Source organism: Corynebacterium coyleae, assembly GCF_030408635.1.
Lineage (GTDB): Bacteria > Actinomycetota > Actinomycetes > Mycobacteriales > Mycobacteriaceae > Corynebacterium > Corynebacterium coyleae.
This window is the reverse complement of record NZ_CP047198.1, coordinates 1441450-1463262: the sequence shown is the minus strand read 5'-3', so window position 1 is coordinate 1463262 and position 21813 is coordinate 1441450. Positions and strand designations below refer to the sequence as shown.

Genomic DNA, 21813 nt, shown 5'->3' with positions numbered 1-21813 from the left:
GATGCGGGTTGGGCTAGTCTGCTCCTATTCTTTTGATGAACCTGGTGGGGTTCAAGCGCATGTCCTTGACTTGGCGGAGCGGTTGCGGGAAATGGGACATCACAGTGAAGTCCTCGGCCCTGCATCTGCCGATACACCGTTGCCCGAGTGGGTAACTCGGGGCGGGCCAGCGGTTCCGATTCCTTACAACGGTTCTGTGGCGCGCTTGTCGTTTGGCCCGCGAGTAGTGAGGACGACCAAGCGATTCATCGAACTCGGCGATTTCGATGTGCTGCATATCCACGAGCCAAATTCGCCGGGCTACGCCATGGTTGCGAACCGAATAGCTGCGGGTCCGATCGTGGCTACCTATCACACCTCTGCGGAGAGCTCCTATGCGCTGAAAGTAGCGCTGCCTGCGTTGCGTGCGAACTTGGAGAAGATTCGTGCCGGAATCGCAGTGAGCGAGTTGGCATGGCAGTGGCAGGCAGAGCAGATTGGCACTGACCCTGTGATCATTCCGAACGGAGTTGACACGCGACGCTTCGCGCGGGCTCGTGGTGTGCGCAATGACTCTTCAGACGTGGAGGTTGTGTTCCTTGGGCGACTCGACGAGCCACGTAAAGGCCTCGATGTGTTCTTGGCTGCCCTGGAGCGTCTTCCGCGCCTTCCTCAGGTGACGGTGATGGGCGGAGGTGCTGCACGCGAAATGGACGGGGTGCGTTTCGCTGGGAAGGTTACGGAGGATGAAAAGGTCGAGATTCTCGGCCGCGCCGACATTTTTGTTGCCCCGAACCTCGGCGGCGAGTCGTTTGGCATCATTCTGGTCGAAGCAATGGCGGCGGGGTGTGCCGTGGTAGCCAGCGATATCCCTGCTTTTGCCGCCGTTGGCTCTGACGCTGCGGCATTCTTCCCACCGGGGGATCCCGATGCTTTGGCGCAGCAGTTGCAGCTGCTTATCGACGACGCCACTTACCGCAACGACTTGATTAACCGAGGTGCACGTCGCGCCACGGAATTCGACTGGGCAGTGGTGGCGAACCGTATTTGCGCTGTGTATGAGGCTGTTTCCTACAACGAGAAGGTGAGGATTGAGCGGTGACATTTGGTGTCGTGCTTCTCGTCGTCGCGCTGATCTGCGTTGTTATCGTGGCTGCCTGGGCGTTTCACACTGCGCAGCGACTTCACCGATTGCATATTCGTTTGGATAGGTCCCGTGATGCGCTGCAGGCTGCTCTTGACCGCCGCTGCGCTGTAGTTGCGGCGCTGTTTCCCGAGCTCGCGCAGCAGGCTCACGAAACGGAGGCGCTTCGGTTCAGCTCGAAGGATCTTCGGCTGCGTCTTGGTACTGAGGGGGATCTGATGCAGTCGGTCAGGGAGTCGTCGCAAAGCGGTGGCGACGTACCGGCTGAACTCCGTGATGCACATACGCGAGTAGAACTCGCCCGGCGGTTCTATAACGATGCGGTTGCGGATACGTTGGCGCTGCAGTTGCGACCTATGGTGCGGTTTTTCCGTCTTGGCGGTACGGCGGTAGTGCCGCAGTTTGCCACCGACGGCCAGTAACAGCGTATTTATGCAGCTGGCGTATACTTGCGCTCTGTTAACCGTCAACAGAGGAATGAAGGGGTGCTCGATGGCAGGCCACTCAAAGTGGGCAACGACCAAGCACAAAAAAGCGGCGAACGATGCAAAGCGTTCCAAGCTCTGGGCGAAGATGATCAAGGATATCGAGGTCGCCGCCCGCACAGGCGGCGGTGACCCCGCTGCTAACCCGACCCTCGATGACATGATCCGCAAGGCGAAGAAGGCCTCGGTCCCCAACGACAACATCGAGCGCGCTCGCAAGCGTGGCTCCGGCGAGGAAGCCGGCGGATCCGACTGGGAAACTGTCATGTACGAGGGCTACGGCAACAACGGTGTTGCTGTGTTGATTGAGTGCTTGACCGACAACCGCAACCGTGCCGCAACCGAGGTACGTACCGCCATGACCAAGAATGGTGGCAACCTGGGCGAGTCCGGTTCTGTCGGTTACATGTTTGAGCGCACCGGTGTGGTCACGATCAAGAAGGGTGATCTCTCCGAAGATGACGTGCTGATGGCAGTGCTCGACGCCGGCGCTGAGGAAGTCAACGACCTCGGTGAAGAGTTCGAAATTACCTGCAAGCCGACTGACCTGCCTGCAGTGCGTGAGGCCCTGATCGGTGAAAGCATCGAGATTGAAGACGCTGGCCAGGAATTCCGTGCCGACGTTCAGGTCGATCTGGATCTCGAGGGCGCACAGAAGATGATGCGCCTGATCGACGCGTTGGAAGATTCCGACGACGTCCAGAATGTCTACACCAATATGACGATCTCGGACGAGGTTGCAGCGCAGCTCGACGCGTAACACTTCGTCGTGAACCGGCGCGCCCTCTTTGAGAGGCGCGCCTTTTTCGCACGTTGTGGTAGAACATATGTGTCATGAGCGAAGGAGTGGTTGCGTGAACCTCGAAGGACTACGGGTGATGGGCATTGATCCCGGTCTGACGCGTTGTGGCTTGTCTGTTGTGCAGGCAGGTCGTGGCCGCCAGATCATTCCCGTAGCAGTTGGCGTCGTGCGAACTCCCTCAACAGCGGAGCTTGCGGAGCGCCTGCTCAGAATCTCTCGGGCGGTGGGCGAGTGGATGGATGATTACCAGCCCGATGTTGTTGCTATGGAACGTATCTTTGAACGTGGCAACGTCTCCACGGTGATGCACACAGCGCACGCTGTCGGTGTCATGGTCTTAGCCGCTGCGGAGCGTGACATCCCGGTGCACATGTACACCCCTTCAGAGGTAAAGAAAGCAATATCTGGCAATGGACGTGCGGACAAGAAGCAAATGACCACTATGGTCACGCGCATTCTTGGTTTGAGTGAGGCGCCGAAACCAGCAGATGCTGCTGATGCGCTGGCCATTGCAGTCTGTCACTGCTGGCGCGCGCCACTTATCGCTCGAACGCAACATCTCCAACAACTTCAACACCCCAATACGAAGGCGGCAGTGCAATGATTGATTCTCTCAACGGTGAGGTGCTCACTATTGGTCTCGACCATGCGGTCATTGAGTGTTCGGGGGTGGGGTATAGGTTTCTTGCTACACCGCAAACGCTTGGCGGTCTTGTGCGTGGTGAAACGCGTCGAGTGATGACCTCGATGGTGGTCAAAGACGACGGCGTCACCTTGTATGGCTTTGGCGACAATGAATCGCGCGAGATGTTCCATAAGTTGCAGACCGTGACTGGCTTGGGGCCGAAACTGGCTATTGCCGCGTTGTCTGTTTTTGAGCCTGGCGAGCTTTCGACGCATATTGCAAACGGTGACGCGAAGAAGGTTCAAACGATCCCCGGCGTGGGCAAGAAAATGGCCGAGCGCATGATCCTCGAGCTCAAGGACAAAGTTGAAGCGATGTTGCCGGCGCAGTCACCAAACGGTGTGGGGGCTGGTACAGCAGCAAAGCCAGCCACCACTTACGCCTCGGAACAGGTTGTGGAAGCGCTGGTCGGACTCGGATTCCCAGAGCGTACGGCACAGTCGGTCGTAGATCAGCTGACAACAGACCAGCCGGATCTCGATGCTTCTGCGTTGTTGCGTCAAGCGCTGACGCATTTAGGCAAGAAGTAGGCTAAAGCGCAATGTCTGATGTGGAAAAGACCGAGTTCCAGCTCCCTGAAGGTTTTTCAGCGAAAGCACCGTCGCCTGTCGACGCCAACGTGCAGGCCGACGAACACGATATTGAGCGTTCGTTGCGTCCGAAGTCCATTCAGGAATTCATCGGCCAACCCAAGGTACGAGAACAACTCAGTCTTGTGCTTACGGGCGCCCGAAATCGTGGTGTGACGCCGGATCATATCTTGCTGTCTGGTCCGCCTGGACTGGGCAAGACCACCATGGCAATGATCGTCGCACAGGAATTAGGCACGTCGTTGCGCATGACCTCCGGGCCTGCTCTTGAACGGGCAGGCGACTTGGCGGCGATGTTGTCTAACTTGATGGAGGGCGATGTGCTCTTCATCGATGAGATTCACCGCATCGCACGGCCGGCTGAGGAAATGCTCTATATGGCCATGGAGGATTTCCGTATCGACGTCATTGTTGGCAAGGGCCCGGGCGCGACATCGATTCCGCTAGAGATTCCTCCGTTTACCCTTGTCGGGGCAACCACGAGGGCAGGTATGCTCACCGGCCCGTTGCGTGACCGCTTTGGGTTTACAGCTCAAATGGAGTTTTACGATGTCGACGACCTCACCAAGGTTGTCAGCCGTGCAGCGAACATCCTTGGGGTGCAGATTGATACTGACGCTGCGGTTGAGATCGCCTCGCGTTCACGTGGAACCCCGCGAATTGCGAACCGACTCCTGCGTCGAGTGCGCGACTGGGCTGAGGTCCATGGCGACGGCAGGGTAAACCTGGATGCCGCACGAAGTGCGCTCGAAGTGTTCGATGTCGACGAGCTAGGGCTAGATCGCCTCGACCGTGCTGTGCTTGGTGCCCTGATCAGGGGACATGGCGGTGGCCCGGTAGGTGTAGGGACCCTTGCGATCGCGGTTGGCGAGGAATCCGGCACCATCGAAGAGGTCTGTGAGCCTTATCTGGTGCGCGCGGGACTGATGTCGCGAACAGGCCGGGGGAGGGTTGCTACCGCCGCCGCGTGGGAGCACTTGGGTTTGCAGGCACCTCCCGAAGCGCCTGGGCAGATGCCGCTCTACTAAGCCCACGATTGTGTTGTGCAATGATGGTTTCTCATGGAACCAATTTTGCTCATTGTCATTCTGGCCTTGTTCTTGCTGCCTTCCATCCTCATGATGCGTGGCCAGAAGAAGCGTCAGGCTCAGATTGAACAACTGCGTCAGTCGATTCAGCCTGGCGATCAGATTGTCAACGTTGCAGGCTTCCACGCCACGGTCGTGGAGCACAATGGCGAGACCATGCTTGTGGAGCTTGCCCCGGGTGTAGCCGTGACGATGGATACGGCTGGTGTGATGCGCAAGATTGAGCCTGTGGCACCTGTCGACACAAATGAGGTACCCAACTAAGTTTTTCTGGCCTGATGGCGTAGCATATTTGCGTTGTGCCATCACCGGCTCGCGCGATTGTTTGTGTCCACCGCACCTTGAAAGATGCTGCTGGATCGGCGTGTGCGCCGGTGTAAGGCGGAAAACCCGAGCCTGAACAAAGAGGAGTCTGCTCAGTGTCTACACGCACTCGGCGATCCGGCGAGGCGAAGTCGAAGCGGCAGTGGCCCGCGAAGGCGCTTGCCCTATTCGCTCTCATCGTCATCGGCGTCTACGCCCTTGTATTTTTTACCGGCACGAAGAGTGCTACCCCGAAGCTAGGTATTGACTTGCAGGGCGGTACTCGTGTGACACTGGTGCCGCAGGGTGAAGAGCCTACGTCAGAACAGCTCCAGGATGCTCGTCGGATTCTGGAGAACCGTGTCAACGGCATGGGCGTCTCGGGCGCATCGGTCGTCGTCGATGGCAACACCATCGTGATCGAAGCAGCTGGTGACGATACCTCGGAGATCCGTAACATCGGACAGACCTCCCAGCTGTTCTTCCGACCTGTGCTTGACCCTCCGGCTGCAAACCCAGCTGAAGCAGATAAAGCCATCTTGGATATGGCGAACGAGTGGGTAAAGTACGGCATCTTCACGCCCGAAGAGGGCCAGTCACTGCTGAAACAGTTCGCGGCTCGCAAGGAGCAGGCTGAGAAACAAGCCGAGGAGCAGGCCAAAGCTGCTGAGTCAGGCGATGCAAACAACCCAGAGGTTGGCAAGGACGTCGCGCCAAGCGAGGAAGAAGCGCCAGCAGAGCCGAAGAACGTCCCACAGATTTCCGCTGAACCACTGCCGGAACCGAACGGTCCGGTTGAGGCCGCTGAGCGCCGCCAGGAAACAACCGAAATGCTGCGGAAGACCCGCCAGTCGACTGACCCGACTCAGCAGTACGCTGCGTTGACGTTGATGTCCGCACGCTGCTTCGGCCAGGCAACCGACCCGCTCGCTGGCTCGGATAAGCAAGATCTTCCGCTAGTCGCTTGTGACCCGTCGACCGGTCAGGCGATGTTGCTTGACGAGGTCCCGCTGCTCAGCGGTGTAACAGATCCGGAAGGGCCCCGCCTGACCGGCGAGCAGATTGATACCAGCCGCGCGATTACCGGCGGATACAACCCGCAGTCGGGACAGATGGAGATCAGCTTCGCCTTCAGCCAGGCTGGTGATGTCAACGGTTCCGCTACCTGGGCGAAACTCACCAGTGAGATGCTGCAGAAGCAGATCGCAATCACACTTGACTCCCAGGTGATCTCCGCTCCAGTTATCCAGGGCGCAACCCCAGTCGGTTCCGCAACCTCGATCACGGGTCAGTTCACTCAGGAGGAAGCTGAGGGTCTCGCGAACAACCTGCGATACGGCGCGCTGCCGCTGTCGTTCGCCGGTGAAAACGGTGAGCCAGGCGGAACTGCGATGACGGTTCCCCCTTCACTCGGTCAGGCCTCCTTGAAGGCTGGCCTGTATGCGGGGCTGGTGGGTCTTGCCATGGTGGCGATCTTCGTTTTCGCCTACTACCGCCTCTTCGGCTTCATCTCGTTGGTCACCCTGGCAGCAGCAGGTTTGCTTGTCTACGGCATGCTCGTGTTGCTCGGTCGCTGGATTGGATACTCGCTCGACCTGTCGGGCATCGCTGGTCTGGTCATCGGTATCGGTACGACCGCAGACTCGTTCATCGTGATTTATGAGCGCATCAAGGACCAGGTACGCCACGGCAAGACATTCCGTTCGGCGACCGCGTCCGGTTGGGAACGGGCCAAGGAGACGGTCATCACAGGCAACATGGTGACCCTGATTGGTGCGGTCATCATCTACTTCCTGGCAGTTGGCGATGTCAAGGGCTTCGCCTTCACCATGGGTCTGACAACCATCTTCGACCTGTTGGTCACCTTCCTGGTCACTGCGCCGCTTCTCGTGCTCGCATCTCGCAGCAATTTCTGGTCGAAGCCGTCTGTCAACGGTATGGGTGCCGCATTCCGCACCGCAGAAGAACGCCGCGCTGCAGGTGATCTTGAGGAGGGCGACGGCGTCGTCGTCAAGCAACAAGCTTCCGTGGAAGCATCCGCCGCGAATGAGGAGGCCTAATCATGTCGAGCACTGTAGCTACGACCGAAACCCCCACGACGAAGCGCGGCTTTGCACGTCGCGACCGTGAATCGCTGTATGACGGCTCCGGCGGCCTCGACTTCGTTGGGCACCGCAAGACCTGGTACAGCATCACCCTCGGACTTATTGTGGTCGCGATCCTGGCGATGTTCATTCGTGGCTTCAACATGGGTATCGACTTCGAGGGCGGCACCAAACTGACGATGCCTGCCGGCGATTTGGTCGCGACCGAGGTCGAGGAAACCTTCGTCGAGGCCACTGGTGTGACACCTGAGCTCACACAGATCGTTGGCGCTGGAGACGCCCGCACGCTGGAGATCAACTCTGCCCACCTCTCGCAGGAGCAGATCGATGCCGCGCGTCAGGCTATTTTCGATACCTACCACCCACAGGATCACAACGGTGAGCCGAGCGCTGACGCTATCGGTGACTCCACCGTGTCGGAGTCGTGGGGTTCCACGATTACGAACCGCATGCTCCTGGCTATGGTCGTGTTCCTTTTGGCAGCTTCCGTGTACGTCGCGGTGCGTTTGCAGCGCGCGATGGCGCTGGCTGCAATGGGGGCGCTGTTGGTTGATGCCATCCTCATCATGGGTATTTACGCATTGTTCGCCCTTGAGATCACCCCAGCGATGATCATTGGTTTCCTGACTGTGTTGACGTTCTCGCTTTACGACACGGTGATTGTGTTTGACAAGGTCAAGGAGAACACGTCGGGAGTGCTTGATTCTCGACGATCCACCTACGCGGAAGAGGCCAACCTCGCGGTCAACCAGACCGTAATGCGTTCGATTTCCACCTCGGTTATTTCTGCGCTGCCGATCATCGCACTGATGATTGTCGCGGTATGGATGCTGGGTGTGGGTACTTTGAAGGACCTTGCGCTCATCCAGCTCATTGGCGTCATTCAAGGCGTGATCTCCTCGTTGTTCTTGGCCACCCCGATGTTGGTCAGCCTGGTAAACCGCCGTCAGGAGCACAAGGACCACAATGCTGCGGTTGAGGCATTCCGTAGCCGTGGCCAGGTCGAAGAAGTTGAAGAGGAACCGGTCGAAGAGAAGAAGCGCCACGTGGCTACTCCGATTCGACCTGTGGAAGACACGGGTGCATCTTCGACAAGCACCTGGCGTCCGAACGCGTAAGAAAGCGGCAAAAACCTAGTGGTGCGTGGACTCATGAGACCGAAAATGGTGATTGGCAGCAAGGTTGCGGCTGTGTTGGCCGCAACGGCGCTGGTGCTTTCCGGGTGCGCATCTTCAGACAACGACGATGATGAGTCCACGAAACTTTTCGGTTACCAGGTAACAAGCAATCTGCGCACCACAAACGCTGGATCCCTCGAAGGATCGACAGACTTAGCGCAATCGTTGTCCGGTCGCCTGTACCCCGGGGTGTATGTTCCCGGTCCAAGCGGACAGTTGATCCCCAACACTGACCTTGTAAAAACCCAGGTGCTGCCGGGGGATCAGCGCAAGGTGATTTACACCTTGTCGGAAGCGGCAGTGTTTTCGGACGGCACTCCCGTCACCTGCGCTGACTATCTTTTGACGTTTGCTGCCGGACAATACCCGGCGACGTTCGGTTCGAATATGCCTTTGTTCGGCGACACGGATTCGCTGTCATGCACACCCGGATCGAAAGAGTTCACTGTGACCTTCAAGGAAGGCCGTGGTGCACGCTGGCGTGGCCTTTTTGAACCAGGCACGGTCCTTCCCGCACATGCTGTTGCTGCAAAGACCAATCGATCTGTCGAGGACCTCGTCGCTGATCTACTCTCGGATGATCTGGAGCGACTCAAACCAATCGCGCAGGTGTGGCGCCACGGGTTTGACCTCAAAGAGTTCGATCCTGAACTCCAAGTCTCGTTTGGCCCGTTCAAGGTTGCGGAGGTAGGAGAGAAGGGCCAGGTTCGGCTCGTCGCTAATGAGCATTACTACGGGGACGCTCCGCAGACAGCAGCAATGGTGGTGTGGCCTGGTTCCGTAGATTCTGCGGAGCTGGCAGCATCCAAGGCGATGAAGATCGGCGACCTGCGGCAGTTGCAACCACAGTGGTACGACGAGGACGCAGAAGGCAATCGATTGGATGTGAAAACGGCCATCGGTGAGCTCACCGAGATGTTGACCCTGCCGGAGGTTGGTTTTTGGGCGGATCCGGAGAACCGGAAGGCACTTGCACGTTGCATCGATCCTCGCGCTGTTGCCGCCGCTTCAAGTGAGAAGGCCGGGGTTGAAGTGCCAGTTGCACCGTTGCATGTCATTCAGCACACCGATCCGTTGGCTCAGCGTATGGCAGATATCGCTGCTCCGCTTTTGGACGTGAATATCCAGGAAGCTTCCGCACTTCGGGGTTCCACGTTGCGTATCGGTTACGTGTATCCGGACGACCGTTGGGCCGCGATGGTGGAATCGATGCGCCGCACCTGCGAGCCAGCAGGAATTACGATCATCGACGTCACAGGCGAGGGGAAGACGCTCGCTGACCTGCCTCACGTGGAGTACGACGAGTGGCGCAACGAATCCGTGCATGACGGCGAAGCCGACGCTATCTTGCGAGTCGTTGACCCGATGAGCGAGTACCCAGCGGCCAACAATCGCGCCCAGGATCTGGGGGCGTTGCGTGCCCAGGAGGGGCATCTGTGGAAGACGCTGCCATCGATTCCGCTGGCCGCACAACCCCGAACCTTTGTCGTCGATAATGCAGTGCGCAACGTGGTGCCGTATACAGGACTTTCCGGCATTGGCTGGAACATGGACAGATGGTCCAACTGACCAAACTTAATTCCCGACCCTAAAAACCCGATAAACCTGACCAGGAGACGATCCGAAATCATGTCGCCCACCCCGTCGATCAGCCCGCATGGCGGTCAGCCTTACGCTTCCGCTCTTGAGGCACTGCAGGACAAGATTCGCCGCGTTCCGGATTTTCCGGAGCCGGGAGTGCTGTTCGAGGACCTGACTCCGGTGCTTGCCGACCCAGCCGCGCTCAACGTGGTCATTGCAGAGATGGCCGAGGCGAGCAAGGAGCTCGGCGCCGATCTCGTCGGCGGTCTTGATGCCCGAGGGTTTTTGCTCGGCTCCGCTGTGGCGTACGAGATGGGCACCGGCATCCTTGCGATTCGCAAGAAGGGCAAGTTGCCGCCACCGGTGATTACCCAGGAGTACACCACGGAGTACAGCTCCGCTGCGCTGGAGATCCCCGCGAATGGGGTGGATATCTCTGGCAAGAGCATTGTGCTTGTCGACGACGTCCTGGCTACCGGCGGGACGTTGATCGCGGCGCGCGACTTGATTGAGCGCGCCGGCGGGCGAGTTGCCGGCTACGTCGTCGTCTTGGAAGTCCCGGGACTTGGAGGGCGCGAGCGACTCGACGGCGCTCCGCTTGTGGTTTTGGGGAAACAAGAAAACTAGCCGGGTAGTATCACAGACTTAGTACCTGCTGACAGTGGAGGAGTCCTGACATGACAGATAAACCAGTCAAACGGTCGGGCCCGACCGTGCGCAGTGTCTCCGCCAGGTTGGCCCGCTCTCTTACGGGAGGTGGGCGTCCGCGAACGAACCCAGTGCTCGATCCGCTGTTGTCGATTCACCACAAGTATCACCCGAAGGCTGACGTAGAGCAGCTTGGATTTGCATACGAAACGGCAGAGCGGTTGCACGAGGGTGTGTTCCGCAAGTCAGGTGATCCCTACATCACCCACCCGCTCGCCGTCGCAACGATTTGTGCCGAGATTGGTATGGATACCACCACGCTGGTGGCGGCTCTGCTCCATGACACGGTAGAGGACACCGACTACTCACTTGATGAGCTCACCCGTGATTTTGGCCCTGAAGTGGCCAAACTTGTCAATGGCGTGACCAAACTGGACAAGGTCGCGCTCGGCGCCGCCGCAGAAGCGGAAACGATCCGCAAAATGATCGTTGCTATGTCCGAGGATCCTCGCGTACTGGTGATTAAGGTCGCGGACCGATTGCACAACATGCGCACAATGCGTTTCTTGCCGCCGGAGAAGCAGGCGAAGAAGGCGCAGGAGACGCTCGACGTCATCGCACCGTTGGCGCACCGCTTGGGTATGGCGACGGTGAAGTGGGAGCTAGAAGATCTCGCGTTCGCTATTTTGCAGCCGAAGAAGTACGAGGAAATTGTGCGTCTTGTGGCGGATCACGCTCCGTCACGCGACCGTGCCCTGCGCGAGATCACTACCGATCTGCAGCGCGAGCTGAGCACGAATGGCATCCAGGCTGAGGTCATGGGCCGTCCGAAGCACTACTGGTCGATCTATCAGAAGATGGCTGTGCGCGGTCACGACTTCGCGGAGATCTTCGATCTGGTCGGTATCCGTGTTCTGGTGGATACGGTGTATGACTGCTACGCCGCTGTTGGTGTGGTCCACTCGCTGTATTCGCCGATGCCGGGCAGGTTCAAGGACTACATTTCCAACCCGCGTTTCGGTGTCTACCAGTCGCTGCATACGACGGTGATGACGACGACCGGTCGCCCCCTTGAAGTGCAGGTGCGTACACACGAGATGCACTACAACGCCGAATACGGTGTGGCTGCCCACTGGCGTTACAAAGAGACGAAGGGCTCCCACAAGGGCGATCAGGCCGAGGTCGACCAGATGGCGTGGATGCGTCAGTTGCTTGACTGGCAGAAGGAAGCCGCGGACCCGAATGAGTTTTTGGACTCGTTGCGTTACGATCTGACAAGCCAGCAGATTTTCGCGTTCACTCCGAAGGGCGATGTAGTGGATTTGCCGGCAGGCTCTACTCCGGTCGATTTCGCCTACGCCGTGCACACTGAAGTTGGCCACCGCTGCATTGGTGCGAAGGTTAACGGCAAGTTGGTCACCCTAGAAACCGAGCTGAAGTCCGGCGACAGGGTAGAGATTTTCACTTCAAAGGATCAAAACGCTGGGCCAACGCGCGATTGGCAGGACTTTGTTGTCTCCCCGCGCGCGAAGGCGAAGATTCGACAGTGGTTTGCCAAGGAACGTCGCGAGGAGCAGCTCGACGCGGGTCGCGATGCCCTGGCTGCTGAGGTGCAGCGTGGCGGGCTGCCGTTGCACAGGCTGTTTACCAACGAGTCGATGCGCCAGGTAGCAACGCGTTTGCACTACCAGGACGTTGATGCGCTGTATACGGCTATCGGCGCGGGAACAGTGTCTGCAGCGCACGTCGCGCACTTGCTCATGGACATGTTCGGCGGCGACGATGACGCCGTAGACGCCCTCACAGCGCGTACCCCTGTTTCTGCACTTGTTCGCCCGCAAACAACCGGCGACGGCCCTGCGATCCTGGTTGAGGGCAGCCCGGATGTGATGGCGAAGTTGGCGAAATGCTGCCAACCCGTCCCCGGCGATGCCATCTTCGGGTTTGTCACCCGTGGTGGGGGAGTTTCCGTGCACCGGACTGACTGCACGAACGCGACCAAACTTAACGACGAGCCAGAGCGTCTCGTCGAAGTGTCATGGTCCGCCCCCGGTGGCACCAAGAGTGCGTCACGCGCGACGATTCAGCTGGAAGCACTCGACCGCAATGGTCTGCTTACCGAGACCACCGGGGTGCTCTCCGAGGCGAAACTCCCAATCCTCGCGATGTCGTCTCAAGCAGGGGAGGACCGAGTGGCGACGATCCGACTGACCATTGAGGTGTCAGACATCAAACAACTCGGCTCGATCATGAACCAGATTCGCAACATTGAAGGTGTGTTCGACGTCTACAGAGTGACTGCGTAACCTAAGCTCGTTCGAGACCTGTTCAACGTTGCGTTGATAGGAAGGTTGCGATGCGGTTCAAACGGGTCACCCTTGCACAAAAGTTGACAGGGGATGCGTCTCTTGTGCGACTGCTTTCCTCATTGGCAATGCGAGCGAGTGCGGATACGTATCCGCTTCGTAATGTTGCAGCTTGCGTTGTTGAAGACGGAAAGGCCAACTTTGCTGGGCTCGGGGCGGATGAGCACGCTGAGTTCGAGATTGCCTCAATAACCAAGACGTTCAATGCCGAGCTGCTCGAGCAAGCCATTACCAAGGGGTTGGTTGACACCGATACAACGGTCGGAGATGTGCTTGGGCAGCGTGTGCGAGGTAACGCATTAGCAGATGTGACGCTGGCTGAATTGGCGAACCACACCTCGGGCTTGCCACGAACCGGCAAGCAACGACCGCGAAACATTGCACGAGCACTACTCGGCTTGAATCCTGACGTAGGAGTCACATCCGAGGATGTCATCGAGCAGGCACTGTCAGCGACACTGCGAGAGCGTGGCGTGGAGGAATACTCTAACCTCGGCCACGACTTGCTCGGGCTTCTACTGGCCAGGGTTTCCACCACGACCTACCCGACGTTGATCAAAGAGTGGGTGCTCGACCCGTTGGGGATGACGGAGACTTACGTCGCTTTGCCTGGAACAGTCGGACCGGATAGACCCAGGGGAGTCTCCGCACTCGGTCTACCTGTTCAAGCTTGGGAGATGGACGGCACAGCTCCATCCGGCGGCCTGCGTTCGACCACCTCGGACATGGCGAAGTACGCCATGCATATCCTTGAGCGTCGCAGTACGCGATTTACGTGGGCGAACATTAAGGGCACGGAACTGTACTGGCATAACGGTGCAACGCGGGGATTCTCCTCGATGCTGCTGCTGGACTTAAGCACTCAGCGTGCATCGTTTGTCACGACGGATTCGTATGCAGACATTGAATGGATTGCGTTTGAACTCATAGGCCTGCATGACCCAGCGCGAGAGAAATGACCACGAAACAGAAAAGCGTCTCCGGCGAGAAACCGGAGACGCTTTTCGCAGTGACGCGTTTTAGCGCATGAACTTCATGGCAACCGTAGCCACCTGGCTCAGGATGCCGATGATCGCGGTGACAACTGCGAGCCAATCCTGGATCTCGGACGGGCTCATGTCGCGGATGGACGAGCCCTCTTCGTTGGACGAAGATCCATTGTCGTTAGTGGTGTTGGTGGTGTCATCGCCGACGACGGTCGGCGCAGCCTCAGCCACACCTGCACCGGTGAAAGCGACTGCGGTGACGGTAGCGGCTGCAACAAGGCTGGTGCGAGTCTTCATGAGGGTCCTCACTGAAAAGGTTTGAAACGGAATCTCTGCAGGATGCTATCGCCTGCGAGGGTTGCGTGCAATAGCGATATGTATGTGAGTGCTACTTCACGCTTGCTGCGGTGATACGCACTTCCTCGGCCGGTGCGCCGCCAGTCCCGCCGCCTTCAACGCCCTTTTCGGCGATCTTGTCCAGGGTGGCAAGGCCCTCGTCGTCAATCGTGCCGAAGTAGGTGTACAGCGGCGGCAGGACCGAGTCGCCGTAGTTTAGGAAGAACTGGGAGCCGTTGGTGTCCGCGCCGGCGTTAGCCATGGCGATCGTGCCACGGTCATAGCGCTTAGGCTCGTTTTGCAGCATCATCTGCAGGGTTTGGTTTTTGGTTGCCTCATCCATATCGGCTGGTAGGTCGAGACCTTCGGTGTCGATGCCGTCGAGTGCCTCGTCAGTGGGAAGCTCATTGGCGAACTGGAAGCCAGGGCCACCCGCACCGGTGCCATCCGGGTCGCCACACTGCAGCACCTTCAGCCCGTCGGCAGTGGTCAGACGGTGGCAGACCGTGTCGTTGAAGTATCCCTCGGAGGTCAGGTACTCGATGGCGTTGACCGTGCACGGGGAAGCTGCGCGATCGAGCGTCATGCCGATCGGACCCTGGTTGGTCTCGAGCTCGACGGTGACGGTGCCTTCGGTGGACACGTTCTCGGTCGGCGGGGTGCCAGCGCGCAGCTCGGCGCCGTCCTCGTTTTCATAGGTGCACGAGACGGTAGCCGGCAAGGCCTTCTCGCGCTTCGTAGCAATCGGCGCGAAGGTGGAAGCGTCGAATTCTTCCTGTTCCGCGTTGTCAGTCTCCGAAGCGGCGGAGGTATCGTCAGTTGCTAGATTGTCCTCGTCGCCCTGGTTGGCTGCGACGTAGATGCCGCCACCAATCAGCGCGATGGCAACGGCGGAAAGCGCTGCGACAGACCACGGGCGGGACTTTTCCTTGCGGTCGCGGGAATCGAGTTCCCGTTCCAGATTGGACAGGGCCTCTTTGCCACGCTGTTCGTTGCTAGCCACTGGCGATGCACCTCTTCGAGTATCGGGGAAAGCGCGTGCGTGATGTCGTCGAAAAGCACGCGCGCATTGAACGGTGCAAAAGCCTAGCAGGGCTAATCGCAACAGCGGTGGAAAGACCACAGCGACAAGTGCGCCCGCACAGGGGAGAGGTTGGTTAGACTAAGGCCTCGTGAGTGAGAATCAAGCCGAGCAGTTCCAAAAACTTTCCGCACCGAAAGGCGTGCCCGATTATGTGCCGCCCGCCTCGAGTGCGTTCATCCATGTCCGCGACGAGTTCGCGCGCCAGGCACGGATCGCTGGCTACCAACACATTGAGCTGCCGGTGTTCGAAGACACCACCTTGTTTGCCCGCGGCGTCGGTGAATCTACTGACGTAGTGAGCAAGGAGATGTACACCTTCGAGGACCGCGGTGGCCGTTCGGTAACGCTGCGTCCCGAGGGCACCGCCGGCGTCATGCGCTCCTTCATCGAGCACAACATGGACCGCGGTTACCTGCCCGTGAAGCTCAACTACTACGGACCGTTCTTCCGCTATGAGCGCCCGCAGGCCGGACGCTACCGTCAGCTGCAGCAGGTGGGCGTGGAAGCCATTGGTGTCGACGATCCGCTGCTCGACGCCGAGGTGATCGCCTTGGCAGACCGCAGCTACCGTGCGATCGGCCTGAGCGGTTTCCGTCTGGAGATCACCAGCCTCGGCGACAAGAATTGCCGCCCGGCCTACCGCGAGAAGCTGCAGAAGTTCCTGTTTGATCTCCCACTCGACGAGGAAACTCGCCACCGTGCTGAGATCAACCCACTTCGAGTGCTCGACGACAAGCGTGAGGCGGTCCGAGAGATGACCGCCGATGCGCCGTTGATGCTGGATCACCTTTGCGACGAATGCCGTGCCCACTTCGAGGCCGTCACCGCAGCGCTGGATGACTTCGGCGTGCCGTACGTCATTAACCCACGCATGGTTCGTGGTTTGGACTACTACACCAAGACCACCTTCGAGTTCGTCCACGATGGCCTCGGCGCACAGTCCGGCATCGGTGGCGGTGGACGATACGACGGCCTGATGGCCCAGATTGGCGGCCCGGACCTCTCCGGCATCGGCTACGGTCTCGGCGTTGATCGCGCGGTACTCGCCCTCGAAGCTGAACGCGTCGAGCTTGAAGCAGCAGCCCACCGTGTCGATGTGTTCGGTATCGCGATTGGTGACGAAGCACGAGTGAAGATGAGCAAGCTTGTCGACGAACTCCGCGCGGCCGGTATCAGCGCCGACATGGCTTACGGCCACCGCGGGCTCAAGGGCTCAATGAAGGGTGCTGACCGCGCGGGCGCACGCTTCGCGCTGGTGCTCGGCGAGCGTGAGCTGGAGGCAGGCGAGGTTGCAGTCAAGAACCTCGCCGAGCACTCACAGGAGGCCGTTGCGCTTTCCGCTGAAGCGGTCGCGCAGGCAATCAGCACTCAGTAATGTTCACGGGCAGGCCGAGCTGGACTGCGAGGCCACCCATGGACGTTTCCTTGTACTGAGTCATCATGTCGCGGCCGGTGGCTGCCATGGTCTCCACCACGTCGTCGAGGGTGACGATGTTGGTGCCATCTCCAAGCTTCGCCAACCGTGCCGCGTTGATGGCCTTTACACCACCAATTGCGTTGCGTTCGATGCACGGAACCTGGACCAGACCGCCCACAGGATCGCAGGTCAGGCCAAGGTTGTGCTCGAGCGCGATCTCAGCTGCGTTTTCAACCTGCTCAGGGGTGCCGCCCAGGATTGCGCACATGCCAGCAGCGGCCATCGAAGAAGCCGAACCGACCTCGCCCTGACAGCCGACTTCTGCGCCTGAAATCGAGGCGTTGGTCTTGATGATCGACCCGATCGCACCAGCCGTAAGCAGAAATTCGCGGGCGCGCTCAGCAGTGAAGTCGTCGGTGAAGTCGCGGCAGTAATGCATAACTGCAGGGATAATGCCGGCTGCGCCGTTCGTTGGCGCGGTAACCACCTGGCCGTGAGCCGCGTTTTCTTCGTTCACGGCAAGCGCGTACAGGTTCACCCATTCCATAGCGTCAAGCCCACGGGCAGTGGATGCTTCGTACTCTGCTGTCAGTAGACGGTGAAGACGGTTCGCGCGACGCCTTACGTTCAAGCCGCCGGGAAGGATTCCCTCTGTCTTCAGGCCATGCGCAACGCATTCCTGCATGACGTCCCACACCGCATCCAAATGGGAGTTGAGTCGCTGCGCCCCGTGGATCGACTCCTCGTTCGCACGCATGATCTCTGCGATTGTCATCCCATGTGTTCGGCACTGCTCCATGAGTTCTGCGCCATTGTTAAACGGGTAGGGGACCGTCGCAATTTCACGAGCGGATGCAACACCGGATTCTTGTCGGTGCGCTTCCATCTCCCAGCGATCCAGAATGAAGCCGCCGCCGACAGAGTAATAGTCCTCGCGTTCGGCGATCATGGTGCCGTCTGTGTCCCACGCATCGAAGATGAGACAGTTCGGGTGCTCGGCCACCGGTGCCGGGTCGAAGCGAAGCTCGTACTCCACGCGCCCTGTCGGGCCTTCGATCACGCCTGTGGAAGGGATCGGCTCCCCAGGTTTTGGAGCAATGTCTGCAGAAGTGGTGGTGGGGGTGTACCCAACCAGCCCGAGCAACGCAGCACGGTCGGTGCCGTGGCCGACTCCCGTGGCGGCGAGGGAACCACGCAACTCTACGACAACCTTCGCCGGCACTTTCCCGAGTTTCTCCACAAACGTCATTGCGGCCCGCATCGGGCCAACGGTGTGAGACGAGGAAGGACCGATGCCGATACTGAACAGGTCGACAACACTGACAAAGTTTGCTGACATGCGGCGAATCCTACCGCAGAAACCGGTTGTGGCTCGTCGATAAGCGGGATGCGCTACTGCGCTTGAGATAGTGCAGGGATGTCGGTTGCCCCCAGAACCGAGATCGGCCGCTGGTTTGCCTTGCCGTGCTCGGTAATGATGGCCAGGCGCGGCACCGCGCCGGTTTTCAATGGAGTGCTCAACGCATCAACAGCACGTGCGGCGGTTACGGTCCGTGGAAGAAACACCGGGTGGTCGAGTTTGCCACTGTGGGTGAGCACATCGCGAACGGTGGTAGCCGGAATGCGGTCATCATCTGTCAGTTCCGCCGCCACCCAGCGCGCGATTGCATTCGTGGTGAGCAGCCCGACGCACTTACCTTCGTCGTAGATCGGGAATTGCGTTAGTCCCTGTGTCGCGATTGTCTTCAATGGCTCATGAATGTCCGTCTCCGGCGTAAACGTCACCACCTTCTGATGCGGGACCACCTCAAGGGCCAACGGCGGGGAGAGTATCGCGTCGCGCAAATGCTCGATTGTTTGAACCGTCTCGGGGAGCGGCTCTGCAATCGGGCGGAGATTGTCGTACTCCCCATGGCTAATCGCGTTGCGCAGATCCGCAAACTCACGCAAGGTCTCGGCCTGGTCGCGAGCAAGAATCCCTTTCTTTGCGGCGAGGCCCACCATCCACGTAAACGAATCGGATCGTTTGGCATCCAATTCGCTGCGCAAATGCGACTCGATCGAATTGAAGGCGGCAAGGAACGGGATAGCGCGGTTTGGTGCGGACTTGGTCATAAGCGAACGGTGCCTTTTAGTTGTAGACGCCGCGGTTCAGCGTGTCACAGGCGGCCATTTGTCCGGAGTTGTACCCGGAATTAAACGCTTCCATACGCTGCTCAGAGGAGCCATGTGTCCACGCATCCGGGTCGACGTCGCCGCCTGAGCGTCGTTGAATGTTGTCGTCGCCAATCGAACGAGCGGTCTGGAGCGCCTGCTCGAGCTGTTCGTCAGTAATCGGCTCCAAAACACCCTGTTCAGCAGCGTGTTTTGCCCAGATTCCGGCGTAGCAGTCCGCCTGCAGCTCAATTGCGACAGCCGCAGAATCCTGGCCTGGGTTCTTATAGTCGCTTAGCCCCAACGTTCCTTCCAGATGCTGGATGTGGTGGCCGTACTCGTGGGCAGTCACGTACTCCTGAGTAAGCGGACCGTTCGCGCCACCGAGTTGGCCCAGCTGCTCAAAGAAGCTCACGTCAAGGTAAGCGGTGGTATCGCGAGGGCAGTAGAACGGGCCGGTATCGGAGGTAGCGTAGCCGCAGCCAGTGGTGACATCGTTGCGGAAAAGCACCATATCTGCCGGCTCGAACTCGACATTCGCCTGCGCAGGGAGTACTTCGCTCCAAATCTGTTGGGCAGACCCGAAGGTTGCCGCCGCGCGGCAATCGTCGTAGGTGTTCGAGGATCCTTGTTCGTTGCAATGCTCGAGTGAGTAGTCACCCTGCGACTCAGACTGGGATTGAGAATTGCTCCCGCCGCCAAGGAGTCCATCTAACGCACCGCTGAAGTACAGCACCGCGAGCAATATCAAGATGACAGTCCCTCCGCCACCGCCGCGAAGCAGCATCGGAAGAATTGCCATTGCGCCGGGGCTGACCCCGCCGCCTCCGCGACCGGAGCCGGAGCTTGTCCTGACGTTGCCGCCCTGACCCTGCGCGTAATCACCACGAAATGTCATGGCTGAATTGTGCCAAAGATCCCTACCGAGTGTCGCGGTTGGGCCAAAACATCGTGTCTCGAGCGACTGGGGTGGTGTGGGGCGGACCTCGCCGAGGCACCACTCAGCCAGGGTAGGTAGACTTTGTCAGGTTAGATTCGCCATCACGTGGAAGGACGTGGAAGAAACCGTGCTGCGCACTCACCTTGCGGGGAACTTGAACAAAGAACTCGACGGTCAGACCGTCACGCTCACAGGTTGGGTGGCCCGCCGCCGTGACCATGGCGGGGTCATCTTTATCGATCTGCGGGACCGCTCTGGTCTCGCTCAGGTTGTATTCCGTGAGTCCGAAGTAGCGGAGGCTGCACACGACCTGCGCAGCGAGTTCGTCATCCAGGTCACCGGTGTGGTTGAGCCACGCCCGGAAGGCTCTGCGAACCCGAACCTCGCATCCGGTGAAATCGAGGTCAACGTCACTGACCTGAAGGTGCTGAACAAGGCTGCAGCCCTGCCATTCCAGATCGAGGATGCATCCTCCAATGAAGTTGGCGAGGAAGCACGTCTGAAGTACCGCTACCTGGACCTGCGCCGCGAGCGTCAGGCTAAGGCAATTCGCCTCCGCGCTAAGGCCAATCAAGCCGCCCGTCGCGTCTTGGACAACCACGACTTCACCGAGATCGAAACGCCTACGCTGACGCGTTCGACCCCGGAAGGTGCACGTGACTTCCTTGTTCCTGCTCGTTTGAAGCCAGGTTCTTGGTATGCGCTGCCGCAGTCGCCGCAGCTCTTTAAGCAGCTGCTGATGGTCGCGGGCATGGAACGCTACTACCAGTTGGCACGCTGCTACCGCGATGAAGACTTCCGCGCAGACCGTCAGCCTGAGTTCACCCAGCTCGATGTCGAGGCATCCTTCGTTGATCAGGACGACATCATCGAGCTGGCCGAGGAAATCCTCGTCGAGCTTTGGAAGCTGATCGGCTACGACATTCAGACGCCGATTCCGCGCATGACCTACAAGGAAGCGATGGAGAAGTACGGCTCCGACAAGCCGGACCTGCGCTTCGACATTCCATTGGTCGAGTGCACCGACTTCTTCAAGGACACCACCTTCCGCGTATTCAAGGCCGAGTACGTGGGTGCTGTTGTGATGGAAGGTGGCGCATCCCAGCCTCGTCGTCAGCTTGACGCATGGCAGGAGTGGGCAAAGCAGCGCGGTGCGAAGGGCCTGGCCTACATTCTCATTCAGGAAGACGGCGAGCTCACCGGTCCGGTGGCGAAGAACATCACTGACGAGGAAAAGGCTGGCATCGCTGCGCACGTCGGCGCGAAGCCGGGTGACTGCATCTTCTTCGCAGCAGGCGAAACCAAGGCATCTCGTGCACTGCTTGGCGCAGCCCGCGGTGAGATTGCGCGCAAGCTTGACCTGATCAAGGAAGGCGATTGGGCGTTCACGTGGGTTGTGGATGCACCGCTGTTTGAGCCTGCTGCAGACGCAACCGCATCCGGTGATGTCGCGTTGGGCCATTCCAAGTGGACCGCAGTCCACCACGCGTTTACCTCTCCGAAGCCGGAGTTCCTGGACAACTTCGAGCAGAACCCGGGCGAGGCTCTCGCCTACGCATACGACATTGTGTGCAACGGTAACGAGATCGGTGGCGGCTCCATCCGTATTCATGAGCACGATGTACAGAAGCGCGTGTTCGAGGTCATGGGCATCACCGATGAGGAGGCCGAAGAGAAGTTCGGCTTCCTGCTCGAAGCGTTCAAGTTCGGTGCTCCTCCGCACGGTGGTATTGCCTTTGGCTGGGACCGCATCGTGTCGTTGCTCGGTGGGTTTGAATCGATCCGCGATGTGATCGCTTTCCCGAAGTCCGGCGGCGGTGTCGACCCGCTTACCGACGCGCCTGCTCCAATTCCGGCTGAGCAGCGCAAGGAAACTGGAGTGGACTTCAAGCCGAAGAAGGTTGAAGACAAGGCAGACGGCGAAACGGACACGAAGTAGCCG

At 59.2% G+C, this 21813-nt stretch carries 20 protein-coding genes; 15 read left to right on the top strand and 5 right to left on the bottom strand.

Going from position 1 to position 21813, the window contains the following annotated elements; all coding sequences use genetic code 11:
• Position 1: 1 nt before the first annotated feature.
• The 13 genes from CCOY_RS07110 to CCOY_RS07050 all read left to right on the top strand — a co-directional run bounded on the left by CCOY_RS07110 (position 2) and on the right by CCOY_RS07050 (position 13913).
• Positions 2-1081: a glycosyltransferase family 4 protein gene (locus CCOY_RS07110; RefSeq protein ID WP_092102700.1), complete on the top strand. Its 1080-nt coding sequence runs from the start codon at positions 2-4 to the stop codon at positions 1079-1081.
• A complete protein-coding gene (locus CCOY_RS07105; protein ID WP_244268735.1) occupies positions 1078-1545 on the top strand; it encodes a hypothetical protein in 468 nt (155 codons plus the stop codon). The genes CCOY_RS07110 and CCOY_RS07105 overlap by 4 nt, the downstream gene beginning before the upstream one ends.
• A gap of 70 nt (positions 1546-1615) precedes the next feature.
• Complete coding sequence (locus tag CCOY_RS07100; RefSeq protein ID WP_070423069.1) at positions 1616-2368, top strand: YebC/PmpR family DNA-binding transcriptional regulator; 753 nt, start codon at positions 1616-1618, stop codon at positions 2366-2368.
• A gap of 94 nt (positions 2369-2462) precedes the next feature.
• Positions 2463-3014 (top strand): crossover junction endodeoxyribonuclease RuvC, encoded by a 552-nt coding sequence (gene ruvC, locus CCOY_RS07095; protein WP_070451330.1) that lies wholly within the window; start codon positions 2463-2465, stop codon positions 3012-3014.
• Positions 3011-3625, top strand: coding sequence for a Holliday junction branch migration protein RuvA (gene ruvA / locus CCOY_RS07090; RefSeq protein WP_070770965.1), 615 nt, complete (start codon positions 3011-3013; stop codon positions 3623-3625). Before ruvC ends, ruvA begins: the two co-directional genes overlap by 4 nt.
• Positions 3626-3636: 11 nt before the next feature.
• The gene (ruvB, locus tag CCOY_RS07085) at positions 3637-4713 is read left to right on the top strand and encodes a Holliday junction branch migration DNA helicase RuvB (protein ID WP_070423072.1); all 1077 of its coding nucleotides are present in this window, start codon (positions 3637-3639) and stop codon (positions 4711-4713) included.
• A 33-nt stretch (positions 4714-4746) separates the two neighbouring features.
• On the top strand, positions 4747-5037 hold the full coding sequence (locus tag CCOY_RS07080) for a preprotein translocase subunit YajC (RefSeq protein ID WP_070451334.1): 291 nt from the start codon (positions 4747-4749) through the stop codon (positions 5035-5037).
• 155 nt (positions 5038-5192) lie between these two features.
• On the top strand, positions 5193-7136 hold the full coding sequence (gene secD / locus CCOY_RS07075; protein ID WP_070570428.1) for a protein translocase subunit SecD: 1944 nt from the start codon (positions 5193-5195) through the stop codon (positions 7134-7136).
• Positions 7137-7138: 2 nt separating this feature from the next.
• On the top strand, positions 7139-8299 hold the full coding sequence (secF, locus tag CCOY_RS07070; protein WP_070423075.1) for a protein translocase subunit SecF: 1161 nt from the start codon (positions 7139-7141) through the stop codon (positions 8297-8299).
• Between the two features lie 33 nt (positions 8300-8332).
• The gene (locus CCOY_RS07065; protein ID WP_244268734.1) at positions 8333-9928 is read left to right on the top strand and encodes an ABC transporter substrate-binding protein; all 1596 of its coding nucleotides are present in this window, start codon (positions 8333-8335) and stop codon (positions 9926-9928) included.
• A 60-nt stretch (positions 9929-9988) separates the two neighbouring features.
• A complete protein-coding gene (locus CCOY_RS07060) occupies positions 9989-10567 on the top strand; it encodes an adenine phosphoribosyltransferase (protein ID WP_092102694.1) in 579 nt (192 codons plus the stop codon).
• 50 nt (positions 10568-10617) lie between these two features.
• Entirely contained in the window at positions 10618-12894 is a 2277-nt protein-coding gene (locus tag CCOY_RS07055) for a RelA/SpoT family protein (RefSeq protein WP_083279516.1), read from the top strand.
• A 128-nt stretch (positions 12895-13022) separates the two neighbouring features.
• On the top strand, positions 13023-13913 hold the full coding sequence (locus CCOY_RS07050; protein WP_167594525.1) for a serine hydrolase domain-containing protein: 891 nt from the start codon (positions 13023-13025) through the stop codon (positions 13911-13913).
• Between the two features lie 60 nt (positions 13914-13973).
• Here CCOY_RS07050 and CCOY_RS07045 read toward each other — a convergent pair whose 3' ends face one another.
• Entirely contained in the window at positions 13974-14237 is a 264-nt protein-coding gene (locus CCOY_RS07045; protein ID WP_070570422.1) for a hypothetical protein, read from the bottom strand.
• Positions 14238-14328: 91 nt separating this feature from the next.
• Entirely contained in the window at positions 14329-15279 is a 951-nt protein-coding gene (locus CCOY_RS07040) for a peptidylprolyl isomerase (RefSeq protein WP_092102690.1), read from the bottom strand.
• Between the two features lie 169 nt (positions 15280-15448).
• On the opposite strand from CCOY_RS07040, the gene hisS reads away from it, so the two are divergent.
• Positions 15449-16735: a histidine--tRNA ligase gene (hisS, locus tag CCOY_RS07035; RefSeq protein WP_070423081.1), complete on the top strand. Its 1287-nt coding sequence runs from the start codon at positions 15449-15451 to the stop codon at positions 16733-16735.
• Here hisS and CCOY_RS07030 read toward each other — a convergent pair.
• The 3 genes from CCOY_RS07030 to ypfJ are packed head-to-tail and all read right to left on the bottom strand — an operon-like array spanning position 16722 to position 19829.
• Positions 16722-18116, bottom strand: a complete 1395-nt coding sequence (locus CCOY_RS07030; RefSeq protein ID WP_070484848.1) for an L-serine ammonia-lyase — start codon at positions 18114-18116, stop codon at positions 16722-16724. The two genes, hisS and CCOY_RS07030, sit on opposite strands and share 14 nt — an antisense overlap.
• Positions 18117-18169: 53 nt before the next feature.
• Entirely contained in the window at positions 18170-18892 is a 723-nt protein-coding gene (locus tag CCOY_RS07025) for a CBS domain-containing protein (RefSeq protein ID WP_070770972.1), read from the bottom strand.
• Between the two features lie 16 nt (positions 18893-18908).
• Positions 18909-19829 carry a KPN_02809 family neutral zinc metallopeptidase gene (gene ypfJ, locus CCOY_RS07020; protein ID WP_070451349.1) on the bottom strand — a complete coding sequence of 307 codons (921 nt, stop codon included), beginning with the start codon at positions 19827-19829 and terminating at the stop codon, positions 18909-18911.
• 169 nt (positions 19830-19998) lie between these two features.
• Here ypfJ and aspS point away from each other — a divergent pair, with 169 nt between their 5' ends.
• Positions 19999-21810 (top strand): aspartate--tRNA ligase, encoded by a 1812-nt coding sequence (gene aspS / locus CCOY_RS07015; RefSeq protein WP_070423235.1) that lies wholly within the window; start codon positions 19999-20001, stop codon positions 21808-21810.
• Positions 21811-21813: the final 3 nt, after the last annotated feature.

Bases quoted from the DNA above. Each gene is read 5' to 3' on its own strand.
- CCOY_RS07030 (WP_070484848.1), bottom strand. From the start codon at position 18,116: ATGTCAGCAAACTTTGTCAGTGTTGTCGACCTGTTCAGTATCGGCATC.
- CCOY_RS07025 (WP_070770972.1), bottom strand. From the start codon at position 18,892: ATGACCAAGTCCGCACCAAACCGCGCTATCCCGTTCCTTGCCGCCTTC.
- CCOY_RS07065 (WP_244268734.1), top strand. From the start codon at position 8,333: ATGAGACCGAAAATGGTGATTGGCAGCAAGGTTGCGGCTGTGTTGGCC.
- secF (WP_070423075.1), top strand. From the start codon at position 7,139: ATGTCGAGCACTGTAGCTACGACCGAAACCCCCACGACGAAGCGCGGC.
- CCOY_RS07060 (WP_092102694.1), top strand. From the start codon at position 9,989: ATGTCGCCCACCCCGTCGATCAGCCCGCATGGCGGTCAGCCTTACGCT.
- CCOY_RS07080 (WP_070451334.1), top strand. From the start codon at position 4,747: ATGGAACCAATTTTGCTCATTGTCATTCTGGCCTTGTTCTTGCTGCCT.
- CCOY_RS07110 (WP_092102700.1), top strand. From the start codon at position 2: ATGCGGGTTGGGCTAGTCTGCTCCTATTCTTTTGATGAACCTGGTGGG.
- CCOY_RS07055 (WP_083279516.1), top strand. From the start codon at position 10,618: ATGACAGATAAACCAGTCAAACGGTCGGGCCCGACCGTGCGCAGTGTC.
- CCOY_RS07050 (WP_167594525.1), top strand. From the start codon at position 13,023: ATGCGAGCGAGTGCGGATACGTATCCGCTTCGTAATGTTGCAGCTTGC.
- CCOY_RS07045 (WP_070570422.1), bottom strand. From the start codon at position 14,237: ATGAAGACTCGCACCAGCCTTGTTGCAGCCGCTACCGTCACCGCAGTC.
- ypfJ (WP_070451349.1), bottom strand. From the start codon at position 19,829: ATGACATTTCGTGGTGATTACGCGCAGGGTCAGGGCGGCAACGTCAGG.
- ruvA (WP_070770965.1), top strand. From the start codon at position 3,011: ATGATTGATTCTCTCAACGGTGAGGTGCTCACTATTGGTCTCGACCAT.
- ruvB (WP_070423072.1), top strand. From the start codon at position 3,637: ATGTCTGATGTGGAAAAGACCGAGTTCCAGCTCCCTGAAGGTTTTTCA.
- CCOY_RS07100 (WP_070423069.1), top strand. From the start codon at position 1,616: ATGGCAGGCCACTCAAAGTGGGCAACGACCAAGCACAAAAAAGCGGCG.